Origin of the sequence: Pseudoalteromonas sp. CO325X, assembly GCF_004208955.1 — a bacterium.
Classification (GTDB): domain Bacteria; phylum Pseudomonadota; class Gammaproteobacteria; order Enterobacterales; family Alteromonadaceae; genus Pseudoalteromonas; species Pseudoalteromonas ruthenica.
Window position 1 is genome coordinate 110,263 of sequence record NZ_SGPG01000009.1, and the last position, 22,095, is coordinate 132,357.

Below are 22,095 nucleotides of genomic sequence, written 5' to 3' on the forward strand. Positions count from 1 at the left end.
CATACAGGTACTTCATTACTCGTTACTGGTCCTTTTTACTTTGTGACTCGTCGTTAGCAGCGATGCGCGCCGCTTCACGGGTTTGTCGCTGGTGCTCCATAACAAGCGCACCAATACGCTGCTTCTGCAATTCTCTTAAACCACGCTCGGCGTTATCAAGCGCCGGCTCCGAAGAATAACTTACCGGCGATGCGGAACCTAAAAATGGCTGCGATTGCAAAGGTGGCAAGTCGCTTTGCTCTGAATCAGAAGTGCCATATTGTTGCACACCCACTACAGCAACCACAGCAACACTTGCGGCAATCGCTGTTTGGGCGATACCACGCCACCATCCACCAGAAATAACCTGAGCGTTTTGCTGTGATGCGGCTGGCTGTTGTTGTGCTTGTTGTTGGCCGAATTCAGCATGGACAGGTTCGTTTTCTAATTGCTTAGCAACCGAAGCGGCAATATCTAATTGAATTGAAGGCGCGGTCTCTGAGCGCATCGCGTCGCCAATCAGGCTGTAGCGGGCTAAGGTTTGCGAATCAATATCGTCAGTTTGGACATCGTCCAAAGACACTTCGTTGTCAACCAAAGCAGAGACAAACGCCTTATCCTGCTCACTACACTTTGCTTTAGTCATATTAAGACTCACCTATTAACGGAGTTAACTTATTATCTATCGCTTCTCGGGCACGAAATATACGCGAACGTACCGTACCCACAGGGCAATCCATCACCGCAGCGATTTCCTCGTAGCTCATCCCCTCTAGCTCCCGCAGAGTGATGGCTGTTTTTAAATCTTCTGGTAGCTTATCTATGGTTGCAAAAATAACGTCTCTGACTTCGTCACTCAGAAGCAAATTCTCGGGCGTTGAATTTGAGCGCAATAAATCAGCGCCCTCGTAAAACTCTGCTTCATCTGCATCTACATCATTCGCAGGCGGCCGACGACCCTGTGCTACTAAGTAATTTTTCGCACAGTTCACCGCGATACGGTATAACCAAGTATAAAACGCACTGTCGCCCCGAAAGTTAGGCAGGGCCCGATAGGCTTTAATAAACGCCTCCTGAGCTACATCTGCAACATCGCCTTGATTGGCAACGTAACGAGAAATCAATCCTGCAACCTTATTCTGATATTTGGTGACCAACAGGTTATAAGCATTTTTATCTCCTTGTTGAACCTTTCTTACCAGCGCTAAATCCAAATCCTGCTCGCTCATTCGAGCCGGTACTCCTCTGCGTTGTCGTGCTTTTCTTGCTGCATCTTTGCTACCAAATACACTGTGTCTGACCTGAGTAAAATGAAAAAGTTCGCGCTTGGGCAATTATTTTTGCATTGGCAAGCAACTAAAGTCGTGTGACACCCGTAAATATGATACATATAGAGCCACGTAGGTATAAAAACCTCAAGCCACATTATAACATGAACCCAAACAAACAACATCACAGCGACGTTACCGTCATAGGTAGCGGTGCCGCTGGTTTATCACTGGCCTTGTCACTTGCCAACCATTGCCAAGTTACGGTTATTAGTAAAGGTGCACTGCGAGAAGGGTCGACTTTATATGCCCAAGGCGGTATTGCTGCCGTTTTCGACAAGCAAAACGACAGCATTGAGTCGCACGTTGAAGACACCTTAGAAGCAGGTGCTGGGCTGTGCGATCGTGAGGCTGTGCACTACACAGCATCGAATGCGAAGGCTTGCATGCGCTGGCTAATAGAGCAAGGTGTCCCTTTTGATATGGAAACCGATGACAAAGGTCATGAGCGTTACCATTTAACTCGTGAAGGCGGACACAGCCATCGCCGTATTCTGCACGCCGCCGATGCCACTGGTAAAGCAGTGCAAACAACGCTGATTGAGCGGGTGCAAGCACACCCTAATATTACCTTGTTAGAGAATTACAACGCCATCGACCTTATTACCGACGCCAAACTTGGGCGCGACGGAAAACATTGTCATGGCGTGTATGTTTATAACCGTGCCAAAGAGCAAGTAGAAATTCTCAGCGCTCGCTTTATTGCTTTAGCCACCGGCGGCGCCAGTAAGGTGTATTTGTATACCTCAAATCCTGATGTTGCCAGTGGCGATGGCATTGCCATGGCGTGGCGAGCAGGCTGCCGAGTGGCTAACATGGAGTTTAACCAGTTTCATCCCACAAGCTTGTATCATCCAAAATTACAGAACTTTTTAATTACCGAGGCAATGCGCGGTGAGGGAGCTTATTTATTGCGCCCAGATGGTACACGCTTTATGCCGGAGTTTGACGAGCGCGCCGAGCTAGCCCCTCGCGATGTCGTAGCCAGAGCCATTGATTTTGAAATGAAGCGTTTAGGGGCTGATTGTGTCTATTTAGACATCTCCCATCGTGATAAAGAATTTATCATCGAGCACTTCCCCACCATTTACGCCAAGTGCCTAAGTGTGGGAATCGATATCACCAAAGAACCCATTCCGGTAGTCCCTGCAGCGCACTACACCTGTGGCGGCGTGATGACCGACTTTAACGGCAAAACCGACTTGGACAATCTCTATGCCATTGGCGAGGTCGCCTACACGGGTCTGCATGGAGCGAATCGCATGGCTAGCAACTCGTTGTTGGAGTGTATTGTCTTTGCCCAAGCTGCAGCCAAAGACATTGTCGCAAAATTGGGGTTACCTGCAGAGCCTAGCACCCTGCCCGATTGGGACGAAAGCCGGGTCACTAACTCCGATGAAGAGGTCGTCATTACCCATAACTGGCATGAGCTCAGGCTATTTATGTGGGATTACGTCGGCATTGTGCGCTCGACCAAACGCCTTGAGCGTGCACTGCGTCGAGTAGAGTTATTGCAACAAGAGATCCATGAGTATTATGCGAATTTCCGAGTATGCAATAACTTATTGGAGCTACGTAACCTCGTCCAAGTTGCCGAGCTTATTATCCACAGTGCCTTAGCGCGCAAAGAAAGCCGAGGCCTACACTACACCTTGGACTACCCAGAGCGTTTACCGCATAGCCATATCACCGAGCTTAATCCTGCGACACTGGGTCTTTAAGGTTTTCGTTAACAGCCCGAGCTAAGTCACGAAACTGCTCGGGCGCCATCGCCTTATCCGCTATAAACACGTGCCGCTTAGCGCCGGTGTAGGTACTTTGCAAATGCAGCCATACCAGGCCATTGAATACCTTAGTTCCCTTTAATAGCTTGCCACTGAGTTCAATGCCTTGGCCATGTAATTCTACTTGCTGTTTGTCAATAGTAATAATGCCATAGCGCGGCCAGCAACGCTTATATACCCGCCAGCCATGCCAACTCGCGATCATGAGCACAATTGCACATAGCAAAGCCCATAGCCATTGCGGCTGACTAAACACGAGTATTATGTAGATAAGCCCGACTAGCCCCAACAAAGGCCGGTGATTCGCCGTATTGGCAGAAAATACACCTCTATACACGTACGCGGTCTAGAATGATTTTAACCATACGCGCAAGTTCTGCGTCTTCGCATTGCTCATGACCCATAAACCAAGCAAATAAATCGGGATCATCAGCCGCCAACAAACGTTGAAACGTCGCCTTGTCATCATCATTAAGGGAGTCGTACGCCTCTTCAACAAAGGGCATAAACAACACATCAAGCTCAAGCATGCCTCTGCGACACGCCCAACGTAAGCGTGCTTTACTGTCTAACTTCGCCATGGTTTACCTCTTTATGGTTTACTGCGCCGCAGTTTAGCAAAAACTGTTGCTACTCACAGCTATTTTGCGTCTATCGGGTGTCATCACTGCGACGCTTACGATACACTTGCGCTTGTCATTAGCTTGCGTACCTAAGGAGTCGTGTATGTCTGCATTTACTGTTTACGCAACAGATTATGTTGCGATCTACGTTAGTGGTGTTGATGCTAAATCTTACCTGCAAGGACAACTCACACAAGATATCAACCTTGTTGAGCCAAACACTTGGCTGTGGGCAGGGCAATGCAGCGCAAAAGGAAAGCTATGGGCCTGCTTTCGCATCGCAGCTTATCAGCAAGGCTATTTATTAATTTGTAGCGCCGATGAGGCCGAAGCAGCGCTGCGAGAGCTAAAGAAATATGCGGTATTTAGCCAAGTTGAAATCACCTCTATGACGCAACAGGTATCTGGCGTGTTAGGTGACAAACAAGCTTTAGGTGCGCACTTAGGAGTCAACCTTGATAATCCCGCGACCAACCTACCTGAAGGGTTGGTGCTCACTCTTGCCGATGACCGTTACCTTGTTGTAGCCGATGCCGACACCTTAGCACCCGCGCACTCAAGCGAGGCTTTTTTGTGCGCGCAAATTAAGGCCGCAGAGCCCAGCTTATGTGCTGCCGCAATTGATGAATACGTCCCGCAAATGGTTAATTTACATGCGCTTGGCGGCATCAGCTTTAGTAAAGGCTGCTACACTGGTCAAGAGACTGTCGCGCGCATGAAGTACCTAGGTAAAAACAAACGCGCGATGTTCGTACTCTCTGCGCAAGCAGACAGCAAACTAGCGCCACCGCTCACAGAGGGTCAAGTACAGCCAGTGGATTTAGAACGTCAGGTTGGTGACAATTGGCGTCGCGGTGGCACCTTGATAGCACAAGCGGTTGATCAAGGCAGACTTTATGGCTTGGCAGTGTTGCCAAACGATCTTGAACTCGACAGTCAACTTCGTGCAAAACACGCACCTGAGGTGATGTTCAGTATTGAGCCACTCCCTTACTCACTCACTGAAGAATAATTGGGAAACGTTATGAATATAGCCGAGAAGAAAGTCGTAACTATGCACTACAGCGTAGTCGACAAAGCCGATAACACCATCGACAATACCTTTGATGGTGAGCCATTAGTCTTTATCGTTGGCACTGGCTTTTTGATCCCAGGCTTAGAGAATGCGCTAATTGGTAAACAAGCAGGTGATACCCTGAGTGTCGAAATCGCGCCGGAAGATGGCTATGGTGAGCGTCATGAGCAATTGATGCAGGCTGTACCTAAATCAATGTTCGATGGTATGGATATTGAAGTGGGCATGCAATTCCGCGCCACCACTGATGACGGTGAGCAAACAGTTATTATCGTCGATATTCAAGGTGAAGATGTGATCGTTGACGGTAACCACCCACTTGCAGGTGTCCACCTAAAATTTGACGTGGAAATTGTAGATGTACGCGATGCCACCGCTGATGAATTAGCCCATGGCCATGTTCACGGCGAAGGGGGATGTGATCACGACCACGAATAGTTGTCTGTGACTCTTTAAAAAAGGCGCTTAAGCGCCTTTTTTTAGCTTTGTTCCTGAGCCGGTAAGTGAGCACTAATGTGCTTAGCCAGATTATCAGCGTCATTACTGCCAACGCGATAAAATGTGCCGTCATGCAGCTCGATGGCTACAGCAGCAAAGCCACTGGCATTGTATACCCAGCCATCATGAGTAATGCGAATGCCCACCCCATGACGAAACGAGTTACTGACAACAGCAACCGATTTAATCTCATCAAATGCGAGTCGCTTTTTAGCGATACCAGGGCCAAAAAACCATTCTACGCCCTGTTCATCTACACGCACTGTTAAGCCATGAAATAAAAATGCCAGTATCACTAAAATGGCCGCAAACAGCATCATCGGACCATCCCCTTCCATCAGGTAAAAGGCTAATCCCAAAAAGCCGCCCACCCACAATAAAATAATGAGAATGGCCCAAGCAGTTTGCTTATGTTGATACATACTATTCCTTTTTGTGTCAGCGCAGCGCTAACATTAATTGAAACTATAGACGAAAGTGGCGCTTAATTCTGAGTCGAAATTGCGCTTATCTTCTTCCGGTTTGGAGTTATAACGATATAAATAAGCAAATTTAAGTGATAACTGCCCCATAATTTGGCTGATCAAAGAAGTTTCTGATTTTAGCCGCGAATTCAGCCCTGAAAGTGACTGCTCAGCACTGATAAACTGATTAAAACGAGTACGTTTAGAGACCGTGCGCTCCCACTGTAAAGCCAAGCGCAGTAAGTAACCCGTTTCACTTTCAGTCGGCTCTTCACCTTCTTCAGCGGGTTTGCCCTCAGAGCGATATAGACCAGGGCCGATGTCAAAGTCCACGGTGTTTTTCACCCCTTTGTAGAGACGATTACCATAGCCGGTTGCCACTGTGGCCTTGTACTCCAAACCACTGAATTCATCTTCCTCGTAATCGGCGTAAAAGAATAACGAGGCGTTTTTTTCGCCTACTTTGTAGTTCGTTTGTGCAGAGCCAAAAAATCGTTGCGCCGAAATAGTTTCTTCGCCGGTTTCAGCATCAACATCACGACGGTATAAAGAGTCAAATTTGAACTGATTGCGCCAATGGGTGAAGTCTTGGTAAATATTGCTACGTAGCTTAAAGCTCGTTGAATCGGTGTTACCTCGAGTCACGATAAAGCCAAACTCGGCATCGCCGTAAAACATTTCACCTTGGTGAATTTCGTGGATTTCTGCATCCGTCAACTGTCCGTATTCATGAAAGTCTTCAAATGGGTCAACGGCCCAACAACTTACACTCCAACAAGCAATTAATAGAGCGATAAAACGCATAGTTAGTGCTTACTCTTTCCAAATAACGTGACAAAATGGCGCATCTTTATCACGGCTGATCAATACCCGTGCGAATACCAAGTCTTCATTCTCCAGCTCGAGCCCGATGCTCACCTCACTGTAAAACTCCGGCTCGATTTCCATCGCCACAATCCCTTGCCATTGCTCACTTGGCGCACTTTCTTCTATAAACCCCAGAGCCTCACGATGCTCGTTAAAATCGTTGATATCCTGCTCGGACAAGTGCTCAGGTGCAAGCTCCAAGAATACTTCATAGGCATGATGAGTTATTTCTTGTTCAGTGAATAGGCGCGGCCCTGACATGGTGCTGATCCCGTTGATGCTTATTTCTGGCGATAATAACAAAACTTGATAAGAATGTGCATTGTCTCGCGACCAATAAAAAGCCGGGAAATTCCCGGCTCTTAGTGCACTGCTTTAAACTTTAGCTATTAATCCCGAGTCGTCTCTTTACACCCTCGCGCATATGCTGAATATAGGTGTAAAATAGGGGCACAAACAAGGTACCAAACACAGTTGCGGCAATCATGCCTGACATCACTGTGACACCTAAAGACACACGACTTGCCGCCCCAGCGCCACTGGCCAACACCAGCGGTAACACACCTAGGACGAAAGACAAGGCCGTCATTAAGACCGCTCTGAAGCGCTGCGATGCGGCTATCTGCGCGGCATCAAAGATACTCTGCCCAGCCTTGCGTTGCTCCATAGCAAACTCAACAATCAAGATAGCTGTCTTAGTCGACATACCTATTAGCAGTACAAAGCCGACTTGGGCGTAGATATTGTTCGTCATTCCCACCGTAAACAAGGTAGCCATGGCCCCAAAAATAGCCAAGGGTACAGCGGCTATGACCGCAAACGGAATCGTCCAACTCTCGTATTGCGCGACCAAGAACAAGAACACAAATAGAACCGCCAGTGAGAAGAGTACCGGCGCGAGGTCGCCCGCTAAAATTTCTTGTCGTGTTTGACCTGCCCAATCAAAAATATAGCCATTGGGCAGCTGTGCGGAGAGCTCCTTCATGACCGCAATGGCATCCCCACTGGAATAACCAGGTGCAGCACTGCCGGTAATACTGGTACTTCTATATAAATTGAAGTGGTTCATACTGGTAGGGCCAAGAATAGGCTTCAGCGTGGCTATGGTCGTCAGAGGGACCATATCCCCCTCACTATTGCGTACATAGTAATGCTGTAAATCAGCAGGTTCAGCACGGAATTGTGCCTCAGCTTGAATGGTGACCTGATAAGTGCGGCTAAACTGATTAAAGTCGTTCACATAGAGCGAGCCTAACTGCGCTTGCAGGGTTAAGAAAATATTGCTCAAGGTGATCCCTTGTGCTTTCGCTTTATTGCGATCGACCTCTAAAAAGTATTGCGGCACATTGGCGCGGAATGTACTAAATACATTTTGCAGTTCAGGGCGTTGGTTGGCATCGTATATCAAACCATTCATAACTTGCGCGAGCTCGGCTGGGTCTCTACCTTCGGAGTCTAATAATCGATACTCAAACCCCGAGCTATTGCCCAACCCTGGGATAGGCGGTGCATTAAAGGCCATAATCTGGGCATCTGGCATGGCCCATAACTGCCCTTGGATACGGGTAATAATCTGTTTTAAGCCCATATCTGGTGCCGTTCGCTGCTCCCAGTCTTTGAGCACCATAATGCCCAACGCGTTGTTTGAGCCAGCACCGCCAAGTAAAGAGAACCCGGAGACGCCAATAAAATCTTCAGTGGCTGGGTCTTGCATGATCACATCGCTGATTTTCTTTACCACAGCATCGGTACGATTAATCGCGGCGGCATCTGGCAACTGCACATCAACAAAGACAAAGCCTTGGTCTTCTGGGGGCACAAATCCGGTAGGTACATTAGTAGCAAACCAACCGGTAGCAACAAATAGCGCCACCACAACAATACCTATCCGCCCTGCTCGTTTGAGCATAAATCCAACCACACCGGTGTAACTCTTAGTGGAGCGGGTTATGGCGTTTTCAAAAGGTCGTAACCATTTTATTGGCTTCATTTTTTCAGCTGACAACAACAAACTACAGAGCGCCGGGCTCAGTGTCAGGGCATTGATTGATGAAATCAGTACAGCAAAGCTAATGGTGACAGAAAATTGCTTGTATAACTCTCCGGTGATACCTGGCATAAAGCCTACGGGTACAAACACCGCTAACAGCACCAACGTTGTGGCCACAATAGGCCCGCTCACCTGCTCCATGGCTTTGGTCACTGCTTCCTTAATGGGCAGCTTGTCCTCTCTGAGTATGCGCTCAACGTTTTCTATCACGATGATGGCATCATCCACGACAATGCCGATCGCCAGTACTAAACCAAATAACGTAATCAGGTTAATGGAGTAGCCCATCGCCATCATCGCCGCAAAAGTACCAATGAGCGATACCGGGATCGCCACAGTTGGTACCAAGGTGGCACGCCAATTTTGCAAAAATAGAAACACCACCAAGATGACCAATGCCACCGCTTGATAAAGAGTTACGACCACCTCATCAATGGAGCGATTAATAAACTCAGTGGTGTCATAAGGCACTTTGTATTCAAGGCCATCAGGAAACTGCTTAGACAGTTCCGCCATACGTTTTTTAACTTGCTCAGCAACCGCCGTGGCATTGGCGTCGGTGAGCTGATAAATAACAATAAAACCGGTGTCTTTTTGATTGAATGTAGCACTACCTGAATAGCTTTTTGAGCCCCGCTCTATGCGCGCGATGTCTTTAAGACGCACAAAGTTACCGTCCAAATTAGCACGCACAATGGTTTGTCCGAACTCATCGGCAGAGACAAGCCGCCCCTGAGCTTGAATCGCATATTCGAATTGTTGGTTGGGTAGCGCCGGAGCAGCGCCCAGCTTACCGGCGGCGACCAAGGTGTTTTGCTCCTCCAGTGCAGCCTTCACTTCCGCAACTGTTACTCCTAGGGAGGCCATTTTATCTGGCCGTAACCAAATACGCATGGAATAGGTTTTCTCACCCATCACCTCGGCAGAGGCAACCCCAGGGATACGCCCGAGTGGCTCAGTAAGATAATTAGTGGCGTAGTTACTTAAGAACATAGCATCCATGTTGGGGTCTTCTGAGTACAAACTTATGCCCATCAACATGTTGCTAGATTTTTTCTTTACCGTTACCCCCTGACGGCGTACTTCCTGAGGCAAACTAGGTTCTGCCAACGCCACCCTGTTTTGCACATTCACTTGGGCCATATCGGTGTCTGTACCGACATTAAAATAAACGGTGATGGTTGCCGAGCCATTGTTACTGGATGTGGACTCGATGTACATCATGTCTTCGACGCCATTAATTTGCTCTTCAATGGGACGAATAACTGTCTCTTCAATGGTCTGTGCGCTGGCCCCGGGGTAAATCGCGGTCACCGATACCTGCGGCGGCGTGATTTGCGGATACATATTGACGGGCAGCTGGGTCAAAGAGATAAGCCCAGCCAATGTAATAACAATGGAGATCACTAGCGCCAGCTTGGGCCTGGATATAAAAGTTTTACTGATCATCCTAGACTCGCTTATTGTTGGTCACTGATGGTGCCGGTTTTGGCGTCGACTTGTTTAACAACAGGATTTACTTCCACCCCTGAGCGCACTTTTTGTAGGCCTTCGACAATAACCCGCTCGCCTTGCTCAATACCTGATTTAACCACCCACATCGCATCGATGCGTCGACCCAAATCCACCAAACGCTGCGCCACTGTATTGTCATCTTTGACAACCAAAACAAATTTGCCTTGTTGATTTTCCTGCACCGCTGCTTGGGGCACCAAGGCTTGCGACTGCTTGTCTTGACTCTCAACCACTAAGGTTACAAACAAACCCGGCATTACAATGCCATTGGGGTTATCAAATTTGGCACGTAACTCAACCGTCCCCGTGCTACGGTCAATTTTAGTATCGGCAAAATCCAGCGTACCCGGCTGTTCAAAGTCAGTATCATTGGGTAAGCGCAGGCTTAAATCTAAAGGGACATCTTCAGGGCTATTATTAGTTTGCTGATGCGACTGTTGGTAACTGATGTAATCGGATTCTTCTACTTGAAAACTAACATAAATGGGGTCGATATCTGTTAGTTGTGCCAAGGCTCCGGATTGTGGGTTAACGATATTGCCCACATCAAAGCTCACTTTACCTATGCGGCCACTAAATGGCGCGTCGATAGTGGTGTAACTGAGGTTCAGCTTGGCCTTTTCTAATGCCGCTTCACTGGACTTAACAGCGGCTTGGGCTTGATCTAAGTTCGTTTGCAATTTGTCTAAGTCTGCCTCAGAAATAAACCCATCTTTGGCAATTTCACGCCCTCGCTTAAGATCTCGCTCAGCTCGAGAGGCCGCTGCACGATTACTTTTTAAGGACGCTTCAATTTCACTCACACTGGCGGTGTATTCCGATGCATCAATTTTAAATAGCGTTTGGCCTTTTTCTACATATGCTCCCTCACGGAAAGTCCGCTCAATGAGTTCACCCTCAACTCGAGCACGAATATCTGCCTCCTGAAAGGCCTCGGTGCGAGCGACAAACTCGCGATAATTACCAACCTCTTGCATCGCCACTTCATAAACAGACACCGCCGGCGCTGGCATGCTCTGGTTTTGTTGTTGCGGTTCAGAGCAGCCCACCAAGGCTAACGAACAGAGCCCAGCTAAAACTGAATGATAGAAATACTTTGGGCCCGAAGGGGATAAATGCATCGCGTGTCTCCTTAGAATCGTTATGTCGCTAGCAATGTTGTTTTCAATGGCCAGATAGGCGCTCAATAGACTGACATAAAATAAATCTAGTTCCCTGAGAAATATAGACTATTTTGTAACTCACTGTATTTAAGTTATACCGATATTTAAAAATGAGTACAGTGCATTGCGCAAGCAGAGTATATCAAGTGCTAGTAACGGGAACATGACATCAATCAGATGTTGAGGTAAATTGATACTGGTCAGAGGAGACAATAATGATAACACTAACCACTGCTAAGCAAGTCGCCTATGTAACCTTGGCTAATGAAAGTAAACGTAATGCACTGAACTTTGAGATGTTCAAACAACTTGATGGGGTGATTAAACAAATCAAGAAGCAGCGTGATTTGCGAGCGGTGATACTTCAAGCACAAGGGCCGGATTTTTGCACTGGGCTAGACGTTAAAAGTGTGATCAGCAAACCCACCGATATCTGCAAATTGCTGTTTAAACCGCTTCCAGGCAACCAAAACCTCGCTCAACGTGTGGTGCTGGGGTGGCAGTCGTTAAGTATTCCCGTAATTGCTCTACTACAAGGGCGATGTTGGGGTGGCGGGATGCAAATAGCCTTAGGTGCTGATATTCGCATCGCCAGTGAGGATGCTAGCTTAGCAATCATGGAGTCACGCTGGGGGTTATGCCCCGATATGGGTGCAAGCTTAGTGCTTCCAGGAATCCTCAGTGCCGACAACTACTTACAGCTTGCCATGTCTGCAGAGCCTGTTACCGCGCAACAGGCCCTCAATTTAGGCTTGGTATCTTATGTTGATAATGATTTGCAGCAACGCGCCGCACACATCATCGACACCTTTAGCGCGCGTTCACCGGATGCCATCAGTGCAATCAAACGATTAACGCAGAGCGCTTACCGACAGCCCCATCGTAGACTATTGGCTAAGGAAACTTTCTCGCAAATTAAACTGCTGATGTGTAAAAATACCCGTATTGCTATTAAAAATGCTTCGCGCAAGGATGATTCCTTCGATGAGTACCAACCGCGTCGACGCTGGTAAAAAGATCATTAAACACAGCGCCAGGTTCATTTTGAGTGCTGCTATAATTAGCGCTTTTTTATTCTCAGCCCATGCCCTCAGCAACTACTTCTCAGTGAGCTTCCCAGCACCACTCAGTGCCATGCTAGCGCTATTCTTAGCTTTGCAATTAGGCATTGTTAAACTGCACTGGCTCACTAGCGGTGCTCACCCCTTACTTAATTATATGCCGCTGTTTTTTGTGCCCGCAGCCGCTGCCATTATAGAGCATGTCGAATTAGTCGCCCGCTATTGGTTGCCACTGTTGTTGTGCTTAGTAATCGTCCCGCTGATTGGCCTGTTTATCATCGGGACGATAATGCAACGTTTGGGTGAAGAGCAATGATGTATTTGGCTATCCCTATGACAGTGGCCTTATTTTTAGCGTTTCGAGCCCTGCACGCCAAGTTACGCTCGCCACTATGTAACCCCGTCTTGCTCACTATTGCCGCCTCGGTATTTATCTTGTCGGCCTGGCACATCGACATCAACGAGTATCGCGCTCACACACAAATTTTCGATTATCTTTTGGAGTTGGCCGTCGTTGCTTTAGCAGTGCCACTTTATAAGCAAATCCACCAGTTAAGGCGACAGCTTTTATTGATGTTTATCGCTGTGGCTGCCGGAATAATCACGGCCACCACCACCGCCGTTGTGATCACCTCTTTGCTTAGGGTACCCGAACAATTGCAGGCCTCCCTTGCTAGCCTTGCAGTCACTACCCCTATCACCTTACTTGTCACCGAGCAGTTAGGCGGGCTTGGCAGCATTGCCGCATCCATGGTCATTCTCATCGGTATTGTCGGTGCTATTGTTGGCTTCAACACGCTTAAGCTGACTGGCATCAATCATAAGGGGGCTCAGGGCGTGGCCCTCGGCGGTGCTTGCCATGCCATTGGCACCGCCACCGCTATTGCCGACAATGAAACCAGCGCCGCCTACGCCTCGGCAGCCATGGCGTTAAGTGCGTTGCTCTCGCCTATCATAGTGCCTATCTACTACCCTTGGCTTGCCAGCTTAGCGCTTTGACTATCTGAGACATTGATATTGGCCGGTTGCAACACCTTCTTGGCTCCTGAATGCTTTCTTACGTTATTCAGGTACTGATGTAGTGGCGAATACGGTGTTAGCAAAGCAAGCTCTCGAGGAAGTAAGCTTACATAATAAAGAGACGGCAATGCCATCATATCAACCAAAGACCAAGTTGAACCTGCTAGGAATTGATTTTCAGCTAACCAGGTCTCTACAATTTTTACTGCATCAAGTGCTGCACTTTTATTTTCCATCATCCACTGCACACGAACTTCCCCGCCCTTCCCCTTCGGTAAGGCTAACTCTAAGGCATAATCTCGAATCAAGGCGTTGTTAACATAATGACTTAATAAGCTCATACGTTCTAACTGATGGGCTCTGCCAATAGGGTCGAGATTCAAGAACTCCCCACTGGCATAACTGTCGTTTAGGTAATGTAAAATCGCTGTTGTCTCACAAAGATGCGTATCACCGTCTATTAAAATAGGAATTTTTGCCATCGGGTGTAGTTTGCGGTGATGCTTATCGTGCATCTCTATAGCTTTGTCAGCATGCGACATCGCTAGCGTGTAATTAACCCCTATTAGCTCACAAAAAAGCTGGACACTGCGGGTATAAGTACTAAAAGGTAAGCCAATAATATGTACTTTATTCACTGTTCGTATTCCTATTCTTGACACTGTTGCTTGAGCATAAAAAAAGCGACAATATGTTCAAGAACATATTTTAAATATAGGGAATATCATGGCTTGGCACCCTGAGCACAAGAAAAATTCTAAAAATAGAATCCTTACTAGTGCGGCTAATCTCTTTAGCCAGCATGGATACGATAAAGTGGCTATTGACGATGTTATGGGTGCAGCTCAACTCACCCGTGGAGCTTTTTACAGTCACTTTAAATCGAAATCAGAGTTATATAGCAAAGCCCTCATTCATGCCGCAAAGTTAAGGGCTAACCAAGTCAATGATAGCTATGACGCTGAAGACATTCGCCAGTTTTACTTAGCAGATGAACACGTCAATGCTGAACATGCTGGGTGCCCATTAGCGTTTTTAGTGAGTGATATCAGCCACCGAGATGAGCAAGTCAGGGCAACTTACACTGCAGTGCTGAATAATATCCTCACTAAACTCGAAAATACTGGTCTGACGCGCACAGCCGCTATTCATCAAGCGCTTATGATGATCGCTACCGTCGCTGTCTCTCGTGCAATAACCGATGAGTCACTTAAAGAAGAGCTATTAACTGTTGGACGTCAAAGTCCTCAACACGAGTAAGATACATAGACTGTATAAGCGTGAGATTACGCCTTGCATTATGCTACAGGCAATAAAAAACCCCGACCATTACTGATCAGGGTTTCTTAAATCGTGGTGCTTAGATGCGGCACCGCCTATGCCCGACAGCTTATTATTTTATAATTGATGAAAAACTAGAAACCTCTTTACAAATATTTTTAGCTCGCGTAAATGAGTAGAAAATAGCTATATAGAGGACCGTATTTTGTATAAGTGTAGTATCAAATACATTAGGGCTATCACCCAGAGATAGAAAACTATATTTGTCACTTTGGCGAAAGAGACAAAGTAAATATGGATGATATTTGCAATAGGGAAGGCAACCAATAACTCAATGTACCAGAGTGCTCAACTCGTTAGTAGATGCGCCATGCGGAAACAATAGCGCCTGCAATCAGCATCAATAGAAAGCCCATACCGGAGAAAATTTCGTGACTCATCACTCTCTACCCCTTACTTGACACGCTCTAAAATGACGTTAAGCTGGCGTTATTAAATTGCAAAAACAGGGTGCTCGTGCGAGTTCTACTTTCGTTATTAATGGCTGTGCTATTAGTGCTGATGTCGTTTGCGCAAACGGCAGACGCTCACGTGTGCCATGATAACGGGCAAATGCAGCACAGCACGATGCAAGAAGCGGACGCAAGAGATTGTGAGAATGGAGAGCAAGAGCACAACTCGTGCTGTGCTGATATGACCATTCGACATTGCTCCGGCAGTTCTGTTTTATTTGTTGGACAGTCTTCTGCGGTTAACGCCGCTGCAATTAACTTCTCTACTAAAGTCGATTCGCCCATTGACACCTCAATTCGTGCTAAACACGCGTCTAATTTATTCCGCCCCCCAATAATTATCGCTTAATAAGTTACTAGAAATTTAGCACACGCTCGGCGTGTTCCATTAATACTTATTAATTGGTGAATAATTATGTTTATCAAACGCAATAGCACTGTTTTAGCGATGCTGTTTTCGGTGTCTGTGCCTGCAACTGATTCACAAGAGCAGCAGCTAACCGTTCTAAAAGATCCCAACTGCGGTTGTTGTGAGCAATGGTTAAAAGCTTTACCGGATGGCTTTAGTGTGTCTGTACAACACCCGAATAACCTGACTCAACGAAAACGGGACTCCGGTATTAGTGCCGAGGTCCAATCCTGCCATACCGCTATTTCTAACAATGGCTATGTCTTTGAGGGACACGTTCCTCCTACATTAGTTGCTCATTATTTAGCTGGGAAAAAGTCAGATAATGGCATTGGCTTAACTGTTCCAGGCATGCCGCTAGGGTCTATCGGTATGGAGATGGGCACTCAATTTCAACCTTATACGGTCTACGAAATCAAAAGTGACGGTTCGATCACACCCTATCGGCAGATAGTCAGCCTAGAGCGGCAGAAAGCGCTTTCGAAGGAGGTAAAAAGTTATGAACAATGATTTTACTAAAGGACGTCGAAAGTTTGTTAAATCAGCATTCACTGTAGCGTCTGCTTTAGCAATCGCCAAAGTAGCGCCGACCTGGGCAGTCCCTCAAGGACGCAGTTTTAAGGATCAGATCCTGACAAACGATGAAATTGATCTGACCATTGCAAAATCTCCACTGCTCGTGGGAAATAAGGTAGGAACGCCGATAACCATCAATGGCCAAATGCCGGGTCCTTTGATCCGTTTAAAAGAGGGACAGAGAGCAAAGTTAAATGTGATTAACCGGTTGCTGGAAGACACATCGATTCACTGGCACGGCATTATATTGCCAGAGAACATGGATGGCGTGCCTGGCGTATCTTTCGAAGGGATAAAGCCAGGACGAACGTTCAAGTACCGCTACGATGTCGAGCAAAACGGAACTTATTGGTATCACAGCCATTCCGGTTTGCAGGAGCAATTGGGACACCTGGGGCCGTTAGTGATTGAACCGAAAGACGGAGACATTGGTGCTGATCGAGAACATACCATTATTCTAAGTGATTGGACATTTGAAGACCCGGATACCGTGTTTCGTAACTTGAAAGTTGCGGAGGGGTACTATAACTATCAAAAACGTACGATATTTGAGACCTTCGAGGACGTGCGACAACAAGGGTTAGAGAAAACTTGGAAGCAACGAGAAATGTGGGGGCAAATGCGAATGAGCCCTCGTGATATTGCGGATGTGACGGGCAGCACTTACACCTACCTGATGAATGGCCGCGATTCGCAGATGAACTGGTCAGCATTGTTTAAGCCTGGTGAAAAAGTACGCCTTCGTATCATTAACGGTTCGGCAATGAGTTTCTTCGACGTGAGAATCCCTGGGTTGGAGATGACGGTTGTGGCCGCTGACGGGCAGCCTGTGAAACCAGTGCCAGTTGACGAGTTCCGCATTGGTGTGGCGGAAACCTACGATGTAATTGTCCAGCCTAAGCAAAACAAGCCGTACACTATTTATGCTGAGAGCTTTGATCGAAGTGGTTATGTCAGAGGCACGTTAACGCCAGAACTGGGTCTTGAGGCTGAAGTGCCTGAACTACGGCAAGCTCCTGAGCGCGGCATGGCGGCTATGGGCATGGGAGCGATGGCAATGTCTGGTGATATGAAAGGCAATAGCATGAATATGAAGCATATGGGCGGCAATAACAGCCATATGACTCATAAAATGACACACAAAAGAGAACTCCCCGTCGAGAATATTAAAATCAAGCACCGTGAGTCCGGACATGGCGCCGGGGCGGCTATGATTGCTACAAACCCGGTAAGCCGTTTGCATGAACCCGGGATTGGATTGGAAGATGTTGAGCACAAAGTATTGTTGTATACCGACTTGATCGGCGCGCATGAATGGCCGGATACGCGAGAGCCCGAACGACAGATAGAGCTGCACTTAACGGGTAATATGGAGCGTTACATGTGGTCTTTCGACGGGAAGAAGTTTACCGAGGTGGATGGCCCAGTTCAGTTTCATCATGGAGAACGACTGAGGTTGGTGATGGTAAACGATACGATGATGGACCACCCCATACACTTACACGGCATGTGGATGGAGCTGGAAAACGGACAGTACCCCCGTCCCCGTAAGCACACAATTAGCCTCAAACCCAATGAAAAAGTGTCGTTATTGATAACGGCGGACGCGCCGGGCAGCTGGGCGTTCCACTGTCATCTGTTGTACCACATGAAAGCGGGCATGTTCCGTGTGGTCAATGTCGCATAAGGAGGACGATTATGTACGGTAAATCATTACTAATGGGCGTGGCCTTTTTGCCGGTGTTAGCTGTTGCGGAACATGCGGAAGAAGACTGGCCAGAACCCGTCAAGGAATATCACACCGGGCAAGTGCTGTTCGATCGGTTGGAGTTAACGCGAACTAACGAGGAAGAGAACCTTGCTGTCTGGGACATGATGGCTTGGTATGGCGGCGATTATCATCGGTTTGTCTTTAAAAGTGAAGGTGAAAATGTTCAAGATGACGGTGAGTCCACTGACTTGGAAAGTGCAGAACTGCTGTATGGATACTTGGTGTCTCCATTTTGGTCGTTTCAGGGCGGTATCGGTACGCGAGGCACCTTATCGTCGGATGCATCTATGGAAAATTATGCTGTCGTGAGTTTTATGGGGTTGGCGCCCTATTGGTTTGAAATGGATAACTCGCTGATGATAAATGAAGAAGGCGATGTTCAATTTGTGAGTGAAACTGAATACGAATGGCAACTCACACAAACATCGTATTTGCAACCTCGTATTGAACTAACAGCCAACCTAACCGATTCAGACAAATATGAACGTCAAAGTGGCTTGAGCAACTTGCGCGTGGGGTTGCGCTATCGTCACGAAATCAATCGTGAACTTGCACCTTACATCGGTGTTTATTGGAACGGTGCGTTAGGGAATACGGCAGATGAAATGAAACGAATGGGTGAAGACACCACAGAAACAGGCGTGGTCCTTGGGGCCAGAGTTTGGTTTTAATTGATAATAAACAAAGAGGAAACAACGTGAAAAACATACTTAAATTAGCCTTCGGTACCGCGTTATTTTTTAGTGCATGGGCTAGCGCTCACGCCGATTTGACATCCAGTAGCCCGAAAGACGGTGCCACTTTATCGCAGCCACCCACGGAAATTACGATGAGTTTCTCCGGTGATGTTCGCCTGGCTAAAGTTATGCTGCATTCAGATGATGGCAAAATGCACCCGTTGGACTTTTCGATGAGCATGACACCCAAAGTAGCATACGAAATAGCGGTTAAAAACAAACTAGCGCCGCGTGGTTACACAGTTTATTGGACGGCCATGGGTGGGGACAGTCATAAAATATCGGGTGATTTTAGCTTTGAGGTGAAGTGATGACCCTATGGAGTGTGGCCAGCGTTTTAACGCTGGCCTTTATATTCTGGCTTAATTCGGTGATAACGGCCTCTCCTTATATCGCCTATTTGTCTGGTTTAAAAAAGCTGTCTGAACAAAAGAATAGCGTTGTTGCGTTGCTTCTACTACTGGCGAGCCTTCTCTACTTCTTTCTCAAAGTTGGTAGTTTCACTGCTGAAGGCTTTGCCGGAATGGTTGACTCGACCTATATGCAATTTATATGGGCTGGCCCTGTTGGGTTGTTCATCCAACTTCAGGTAACCGTTGCTGTTGTCTGGATTATTTACTCTGTTGTTAAGGTAACAAGCATACAGTGGATGCTTTATGTTGTGGCGGTTGGACTCATGGGATGGAGTTTTTTAAGTATCGGCCACGGTAGTGACGCGCTCTGGTGGGGAAAGTTAGCGCTTTTAACACATCTGTTAGTCGCCTGGGTCTGGTTTGGCAGTCTGAATTCACTGCGTAAGCTGGCAACCTCCGTATCGCTTGATAAAGCGAAATTGATTATGGAGCGTTTTGGCGGGCACATGTCTGCAGCGGTTTTAATACTCTTGATTGCTGGTGTGGTTATGTATCGAAGCGCAACCGGACAATGGTTACCAGAGCTGCCATTAACTTCATACGACACAGTATTGCTGGCGAAGCTTGTGTTTGTGGCGTTGATTTTTCTTGTCGCTGCACTGCATAAGTTAAAGTTGGTACCCCAGTTAAATAATGAGTCGGCTGCGAAGCGACTTAAACAGTCGATAACGGTAGAAATGGTATTGGCTGTCACTATTTTTATCCTGGCCTCTGCGCTAAGCAGCGCGTTTTCTCCTGGTTAATGTAAGGAATAAGAAGAATGAAATTACTTGTGAGTGTTTTTATGATTTCGGTAATGTTTGTTTCAGCGCCCAGTAGCGCCGAAAAACTATCTGAGCCGACCGCTGTGCTTGACGCATTTCGAACTGCTTTGACTGAAGGTGACATGGAGGTTTTTAAAGACGTGCTTTCCGATGATGTGCTTATCTTTGAAGGTGGTGGCGTTGAACGGTCCCTGGCTGAATATAGTGCTCATCATCTAAAGTCAGATATCAAATTTAGCCAGGAGGTTCCTTCAAAACTGATTGAAAGAACAAGATATGAAGTGGATAGCCTTGCTGTGATCACGTCTCGATATAGTATTTCCGGGGCGTACAACGGGCAGGAGATTGATTTAACGATGAATGAAACTGTAACCGTTTCACATACACCGGAGTCTGGCTGGAAAATTATCCGGATTCACTGGTCCAACTAACGTCAACCACAGGAGCTGATTATGGCGGAACATAAACACGGACATCAAGATTATCAGAAAGGAAGCTTGAGTCTTTGGGGGGCGGTGTCTTTAGGGACTGGTGTCATGATTGGCGCTGGTATTTTTGCACTGACAGGACAAGTTGCTCAGCTGGCAAAAGAATGGTTTGTACTGGCATTTGTGTGCGGCGGTGTTATCGCCGGATTCAGCGCCTATTCATATGTAAAATTAGCCAAAGCTTACCCATCAGCGGGAGGCATTGCGATGTTCCTCAGTAAAGCTTATGGAAAGGGAAGTGTGACAGCGATATTTGCACTGTTAATGTACTTTTCTATGGTCATTAATGAAAGCTTAGTTGCTCGTACATTTGCGTCCTATACAAGCCAATTAATTTCTTTTGAAGCGCAGTGGCTTGTCCCGTCGCTGGCGGTTGGCTTGCTGCTCTTCGCATTTTTTATCAATATTCTGAGTAATCAGTTTATTCAAACGTTCTCGTTTTTTATGGCCTTTGTGAAGGCTTTAGGGCTGGTTGTTTTAGCGGCTGGTGGTTTATGGGCATCTGGCGTTCAATTTGAATCGATATCTGCTATTCCAAAAGAAGCTTCGGGCAGCGGTATTCTAGCAGGGATTGCTTTGAGCATACTCGCGTACAAAGGGTTTACAACTATAACTAATAGTGGTGGTGAAATCATTGAGCCAAAGAAGAATGTTGGACGTGCCATTATTATTTCGTTGATTATCTGCGCCTTAATATACCTATTAGTCACCCTGGCCGTTGGCTCGAGCCTGTCCATAGATGAGATTGTGAAAGCAAAAGACTACGCACTTGCTGAAGCCGCAAGACCAATCTATGGCGAGACAGGGCTTTGGATTACGGTTGGATTTGCGATTGTAGCCACAGTTTCCGGCGTGATCGCCAGCGCGTTTGCCGTCTCAAGAATGTTGGCAATGTTGACCAATATGAAACTTGTGCCACACAGCCATTTTGGCATGCCTGGTTCAATTCAGAAACATACACTGGTTTACACCATTGTTATGGCTATGATCTTAGCTGCTTTTTTCGATTTGAGTCGAATCGCTTCGATTGGCGCTATTTTTTATATCGTTATGGACATTGCGATCCATTGGGGTGTATTGCGACACCTTAGAGAAAAAGTAAATGCCAATATTTATATACTTGCCTGTGCTATAACGCTGGATATTGTAGTATTAGCCGCCTTTATATGGACAAAGTGGAACAGCGACCCATTAGTTATTTGGATCTCTGTTATCGGCATGGCGATAATCTCGGCTGGTGAGATTTTGTTTTTACGCAAAAAGCGTTAAAACAGTCACTCCGTCCAAGCATTTAATTCATAAAGAATAAAAATGAAATTACCTACAACGTTTGAAAAGATGGTGGCGCTTAGATGCGGACAAAATTGTCTGGAGCAATTGCCCGCAAAGCGGTGAAATACATGGATGTATTTTACCATCGAACCACCCGAGCTAATAAGCGTGAGATTACGCCTTGCATTATGCTACAGGCAATAAAAAACCCTGACCATTACTGATCAGGGTTTCTTAAATCGTGGTGCCCAGAGGCGGAATCGAACCACCGACACGAGGATTTTCAATCCTCTGCTCTACCGACTGAGCTATCTGGGCAAAAGTTTTTTCATAAAAATGGCGCCCATTGAGCGCCACCTTTAATAATGGTGCCCAGAGGCGGAATCGAACCACCGACACGAGGATTTTCAATCCTCTGCTCTACCGACTGAGCTATCTGGGCAAA

General features: G+C 46.9%; 25 protein-coding genes and 2 tRNA genes. 15 read left to right on the plus strand and 12 right to left on the minus strand.

Translation table 11 applies throughout. The features are described from left to right. Positions 1-22: 22 nt before the first annotated feature. The gene (locus EXT46_RS03225; RefSeq protein ID WP_130145182.1) at positions 23-625 is read right to left on the minus strand and encodes an RseA family anti-sigma factor; all 603 of its coding nucleotides are present in this window, start codon (positions 623-625) and stop codon (positions 23-25) included. A 1-nt stretch (position 626) separates the two neighbouring features. Continuing rightward, positions 627-1,208: an RNA polymerase sigma factor RpoE gene (rpoE, locus tag EXT46_RS03230; RefSeq protein ID WP_022944105.1), complete on the minus strand. Its 582-nt coding sequence runs from the start codon at positions 1,206-1,208 to the stop codon at positions 627-629. A gap of 203 nt (positions 1,209-1,411) precedes the next feature. Here rpoE and nadB point away from each other — a divergent pair, with 203 nt between their 5' ends. Then, complete coding sequence (gene nadB, locus EXT46_RS03235; RefSeq protein ID WP_130145184.1) at positions 1,412-3,028, plus strand: L-aspartate oxidase; 1,617 nt, start codon at positions 1,412-1,414, stop codon at positions 3,026-3,028. Here nadB and EXT46_RS03240 read toward each other — a convergent pair. Both EXT46_RS03240 and EXT46_RS03245 read right to left on the minus strand, forming a co-directional pair. Beyond that, positions 3,003-3,428, minus strand: coding sequence for a protein YgfX (locus EXT46_RS03240; protein ID WP_130145186.1), 426 nt, complete (start codon positions 3,426-3,428; stop codon positions 3,003-3,005). The genes nadB and EXT46_RS03240 overlap by 26 nt on opposite strands. Further along, a complete protein-coding gene (locus EXT46_RS03245; protein WP_022944108.1) occupies positions 3,421-3,672 on the minus strand; it encodes a succinate dehydrogenase assembly factor 2 in 252 nt (83 codons plus the stop codon). Before EXT46_RS03245 ends, EXT46_RS03240 begins: the two co-directional genes overlap by 8 nt. A gap of 145 nt (positions 3,673-3,817) precedes the next feature. Between EXT46_RS03245 and EXT46_RS03250 the strand changes: the two genes are divergently transcribed. Both EXT46_RS03250 and EXT46_RS03255 read left to right on the plus strand, forming a co-directional pair. Beyond that, on the plus strand, positions 3,818-4,726 hold the full coding sequence (locus tag EXT46_RS03250; protein WP_022944109.1) for a folate-binding protein YgfZ: 909 nt from the start codon (positions 3,818-3,820) through the stop codon (positions 4,724-4,726). A gap of 12 nt (positions 4,727-4,738) precedes the next feature. Then, positions 4,739-5,227: a peptidylprolyl isomerase gene (locus tag EXT46_RS03255; RefSeq protein ID WP_022944110.1), complete on the plus strand. Its 489-nt coding sequence runs from the start codon at positions 4,739-4,741 to the stop codon at positions 5,225-5,227. A 41-nt stretch (positions 5,228-5,268) separates the two neighbouring features. On the opposite strand, the gene EXT46_RS03260 is transcribed toward EXT46_RS03255, so the two are convergent. From EXT46_RS03260 to EXT46_RS03280, 5 genes are all read right to left on the minus strand, one after another. Then, positions 5,269-5,709, minus strand: coding sequence for a hypothetical protein (locus EXT46_RS03260; RefSeq protein ID WP_045978551.1), 441 nt, complete (start codon positions 5,707-5,709; stop codon positions 5,269-5,271). A gap of 33 nt (positions 5,710-5,742) precedes the next feature. Beyond that, on the minus strand, positions 5,743-6,555 hold the full coding sequence (locus EXT46_RS03265) for a DUF481 domain-containing protein (RefSeq protein WP_045978550.1): 813 nt from the start codon (positions 6,553-6,555) through the stop codon (positions 5,743-5,745). A 9-nt stretch (positions 6,556-6,564) separates the two neighbouring features. Further along, positions 6,565-6,879 (minus strand): HI1450 family dsDNA-mimic protein, encoded by a 315-nt coding sequence (locus EXT46_RS03270; protein ID WP_022944113.1) that lies wholly within the window; start codon positions 6,877-6,879, stop codon positions 6,565-6,567. Between the two features lie 121 nt (positions 6,880-7,000). Then, positions 7,001-10,117, minus strand: coding sequence for a multidrug efflux RND transporter permease subunit (locus EXT46_RS03275; protein ID WP_130145188.1), 3,117 nt, complete (start codon positions 10,115-10,117; stop codon positions 7,001-7,003). Between the two features lie 11 nt (positions 10,118-10,128). Next, positions 10,129-11,304 carry an efflux RND transporter periplasmic adaptor subunit gene (locus EXT46_RS03280; RefSeq protein WP_045978548.1) on the minus strand — a complete coding sequence of 392 codons (1,176 nt, stop codon included), beginning with the start codon at positions 11,302-11,304 and terminating at the stop codon, positions 10,129-10,131. 257 nt (positions 11,305-11,561) lie between these two features. On the opposite strand from EXT46_RS03280, the gene EXT46_RS03285 reads away from it, so the two are divergent. The 3 genes from EXT46_RS03285 to EXT46_RS03295 are packed head-to-tail and all read left to right on the plus strand — an operon-like array spanning position 11,562 to position 13,406. Continuing rightward, the gene (locus tag EXT46_RS03285) at positions 11,562-12,359 is read left to right on the plus strand and encodes a crotonase/enoyl-CoA hydratase family protein (protein WP_130145190.1); all 798 of its coding nucleotides are present in this window, start codon (positions 11,562-11,564) and stop codon (positions 12,357-12,359) included. Further along, on the plus strand, positions 12,331-12,723 hold the full coding sequence (locus tag EXT46_RS03290) for a CidA/LrgA family protein (RefSeq protein WP_165381047.1): 393 nt from the start codon (positions 12,331-12,333) through the stop codon (positions 12,721-12,723). Before EXT46_RS03285 ends, EXT46_RS03290 begins: the two co-directional genes overlap by 29 nt. Continuing rightward, positions 12,720-13,406 carry an LrgB family protein gene (locus EXT46_RS03295; protein WP_130145194.1) on the plus strand — a complete coding sequence of 229 codons (687 nt, stop codon included), beginning with the start codon at positions 12,720-12,722 and terminating at the stop codon, positions 13,404-13,406. The genes EXT46_RS03290 and EXT46_RS03295 overlap by 4 nt, the downstream gene beginning before the upstream one ends. On the opposite strand, the gene EXT46_RS03300 is transcribed toward EXT46_RS03295, so the two are convergent. Then, complete coding sequence (locus EXT46_RS03300; protein ID WP_052698128.1) at positions 13,376-14,065, minus strand: glutathione S-transferase family protein; 690 nt, start codon at positions 14,063-14,065, stop codon at positions 13,376-13,378. The two genes, EXT46_RS03295 and EXT46_RS03300, sit on opposite strands and share 31 nt — an antisense overlap. 88 nt (positions 14,066-14,153) lie before the next feature. On the opposite strand from EXT46_RS03300, the gene EXT46_RS03305 reads away from it, so the two are divergent. From EXT46_RS03305 to EXT46_RS03345, 9 genes are all read left to right on the plus strand, one after another. Further along, positions 14,154-14,687: a TetR/AcrR family transcriptional regulator gene (locus tag EXT46_RS03305; protein WP_045978544.1), complete on the plus strand. Its 534-nt coding sequence runs from the start codon at positions 14,154-14,156 to the stop codon at positions 14,685-14,687. Positions 14,688-15,224: 537 nt separating this feature from the next. Next, positions 15,225-15,569 carry a hypothetical protein gene (locus tag EXT46_RS03310; protein WP_235045719.1) on the plus strand — a complete coding sequence of 115 codons (345 nt, stop codon included), beginning with the start codon at positions 15,225-15,227 and terminating at the stop codon, positions 15,567-15,569. A gap of 66 nt (positions 15,570-15,635) precedes the next feature. Further along, on the plus strand, positions 15,636-16,139 hold the full coding sequence (locus EXT46_RS03315) for a DUF411 domain-containing protein (RefSeq protein ID WP_130145196.1): 504 nt from the start codon (positions 15,636-15,638) through the stop codon (positions 16,137-16,139). After that, positions 16,129-17,892, plus strand: a complete 1,764-nt coding sequence (locus tag EXT46_RS03320; protein ID WP_045978541.1) for a copper resistance system multicopper oxidase — start codon at positions 16,129-16,131, stop codon at positions 17,890-17,892. The genes EXT46_RS03315 and EXT46_RS03320 overlap by 11 nt, the downstream gene beginning before the upstream one ends. 11 nt (positions 17,893-17,903) lie before the next feature. After that, positions 17,904-18,647, plus strand: a complete 744-nt coding sequence (locus EXT46_RS03325) for a copper resistance protein B (RefSeq protein WP_130145198.1) — start codon at positions 17,904-17,906, stop codon at positions 18,645-18,647. A 26-nt stretch (positions 18,648-18,673) separates the two neighbouring features. Beyond that, on the plus strand, positions 18,674-19,024 hold the full coding sequence (locus EXT46_RS03330; RefSeq protein WP_022944125.1) for a copper resistance CopC family protein: 351 nt from the start codon (positions 18,674-18,676) through the stop codon (positions 19,022-19,024). Next, on the plus strand, positions 19,024-19,869 hold the full coding sequence (locus tag EXT46_RS03335; RefSeq protein WP_130145200.1) for a CopD family protein: 846 nt from the start codon (positions 19,024-19,026) through the stop codon (positions 19,867-19,869). Before EXT46_RS03330 ends, EXT46_RS03335 begins: the two co-directional genes overlap by 1 nt. A gap of 17 nt (positions 19,870-19,886) precedes the next feature. Continuing rightward, positions 19,887-20,321 carry a nuclear transport factor 2 family protein gene (locus EXT46_RS03340; RefSeq protein ID WP_045978538.1) on the plus strand — a complete coding sequence of 145 codons (435 nt, stop codon included), beginning with the start codon at positions 19,887-19,889 and terminating at the stop codon, positions 20,319-20,321. A gap of 21 nt (positions 20,322-20,342) precedes the next feature. Next, complete coding sequence (locus EXT46_RS03345; RefSeq protein ID WP_130145202.1) at positions 20,343-21,647, plus strand: APC family permease; 1,305 nt, start codon at positions 20,343-20,345, stop codon at positions 21,645-21,647. 245 nt (positions 21,648-21,892) lie between these two features. On the opposite strand, the gene EXT46_RS03350 is transcribed toward EXT46_RS03345, so the two are convergent. Together EXT46_RS03350 and EXT46_RS03355 are read right to left on the minus strand one after the other, a co-directional pair. After that, positions 21,893-21,968 (minus strand) — tRNA-Phe (locus EXT46_RS03350). A 48-nt stretch (positions 21,969-22,016) separates the two neighbouring features. After that, positions 22,017-22,092, minus strand: a tRNA-Phe gene (locus EXT46_RS03355). Positions 22,093-22,095 lie beyond the last annotated feature (3 nt).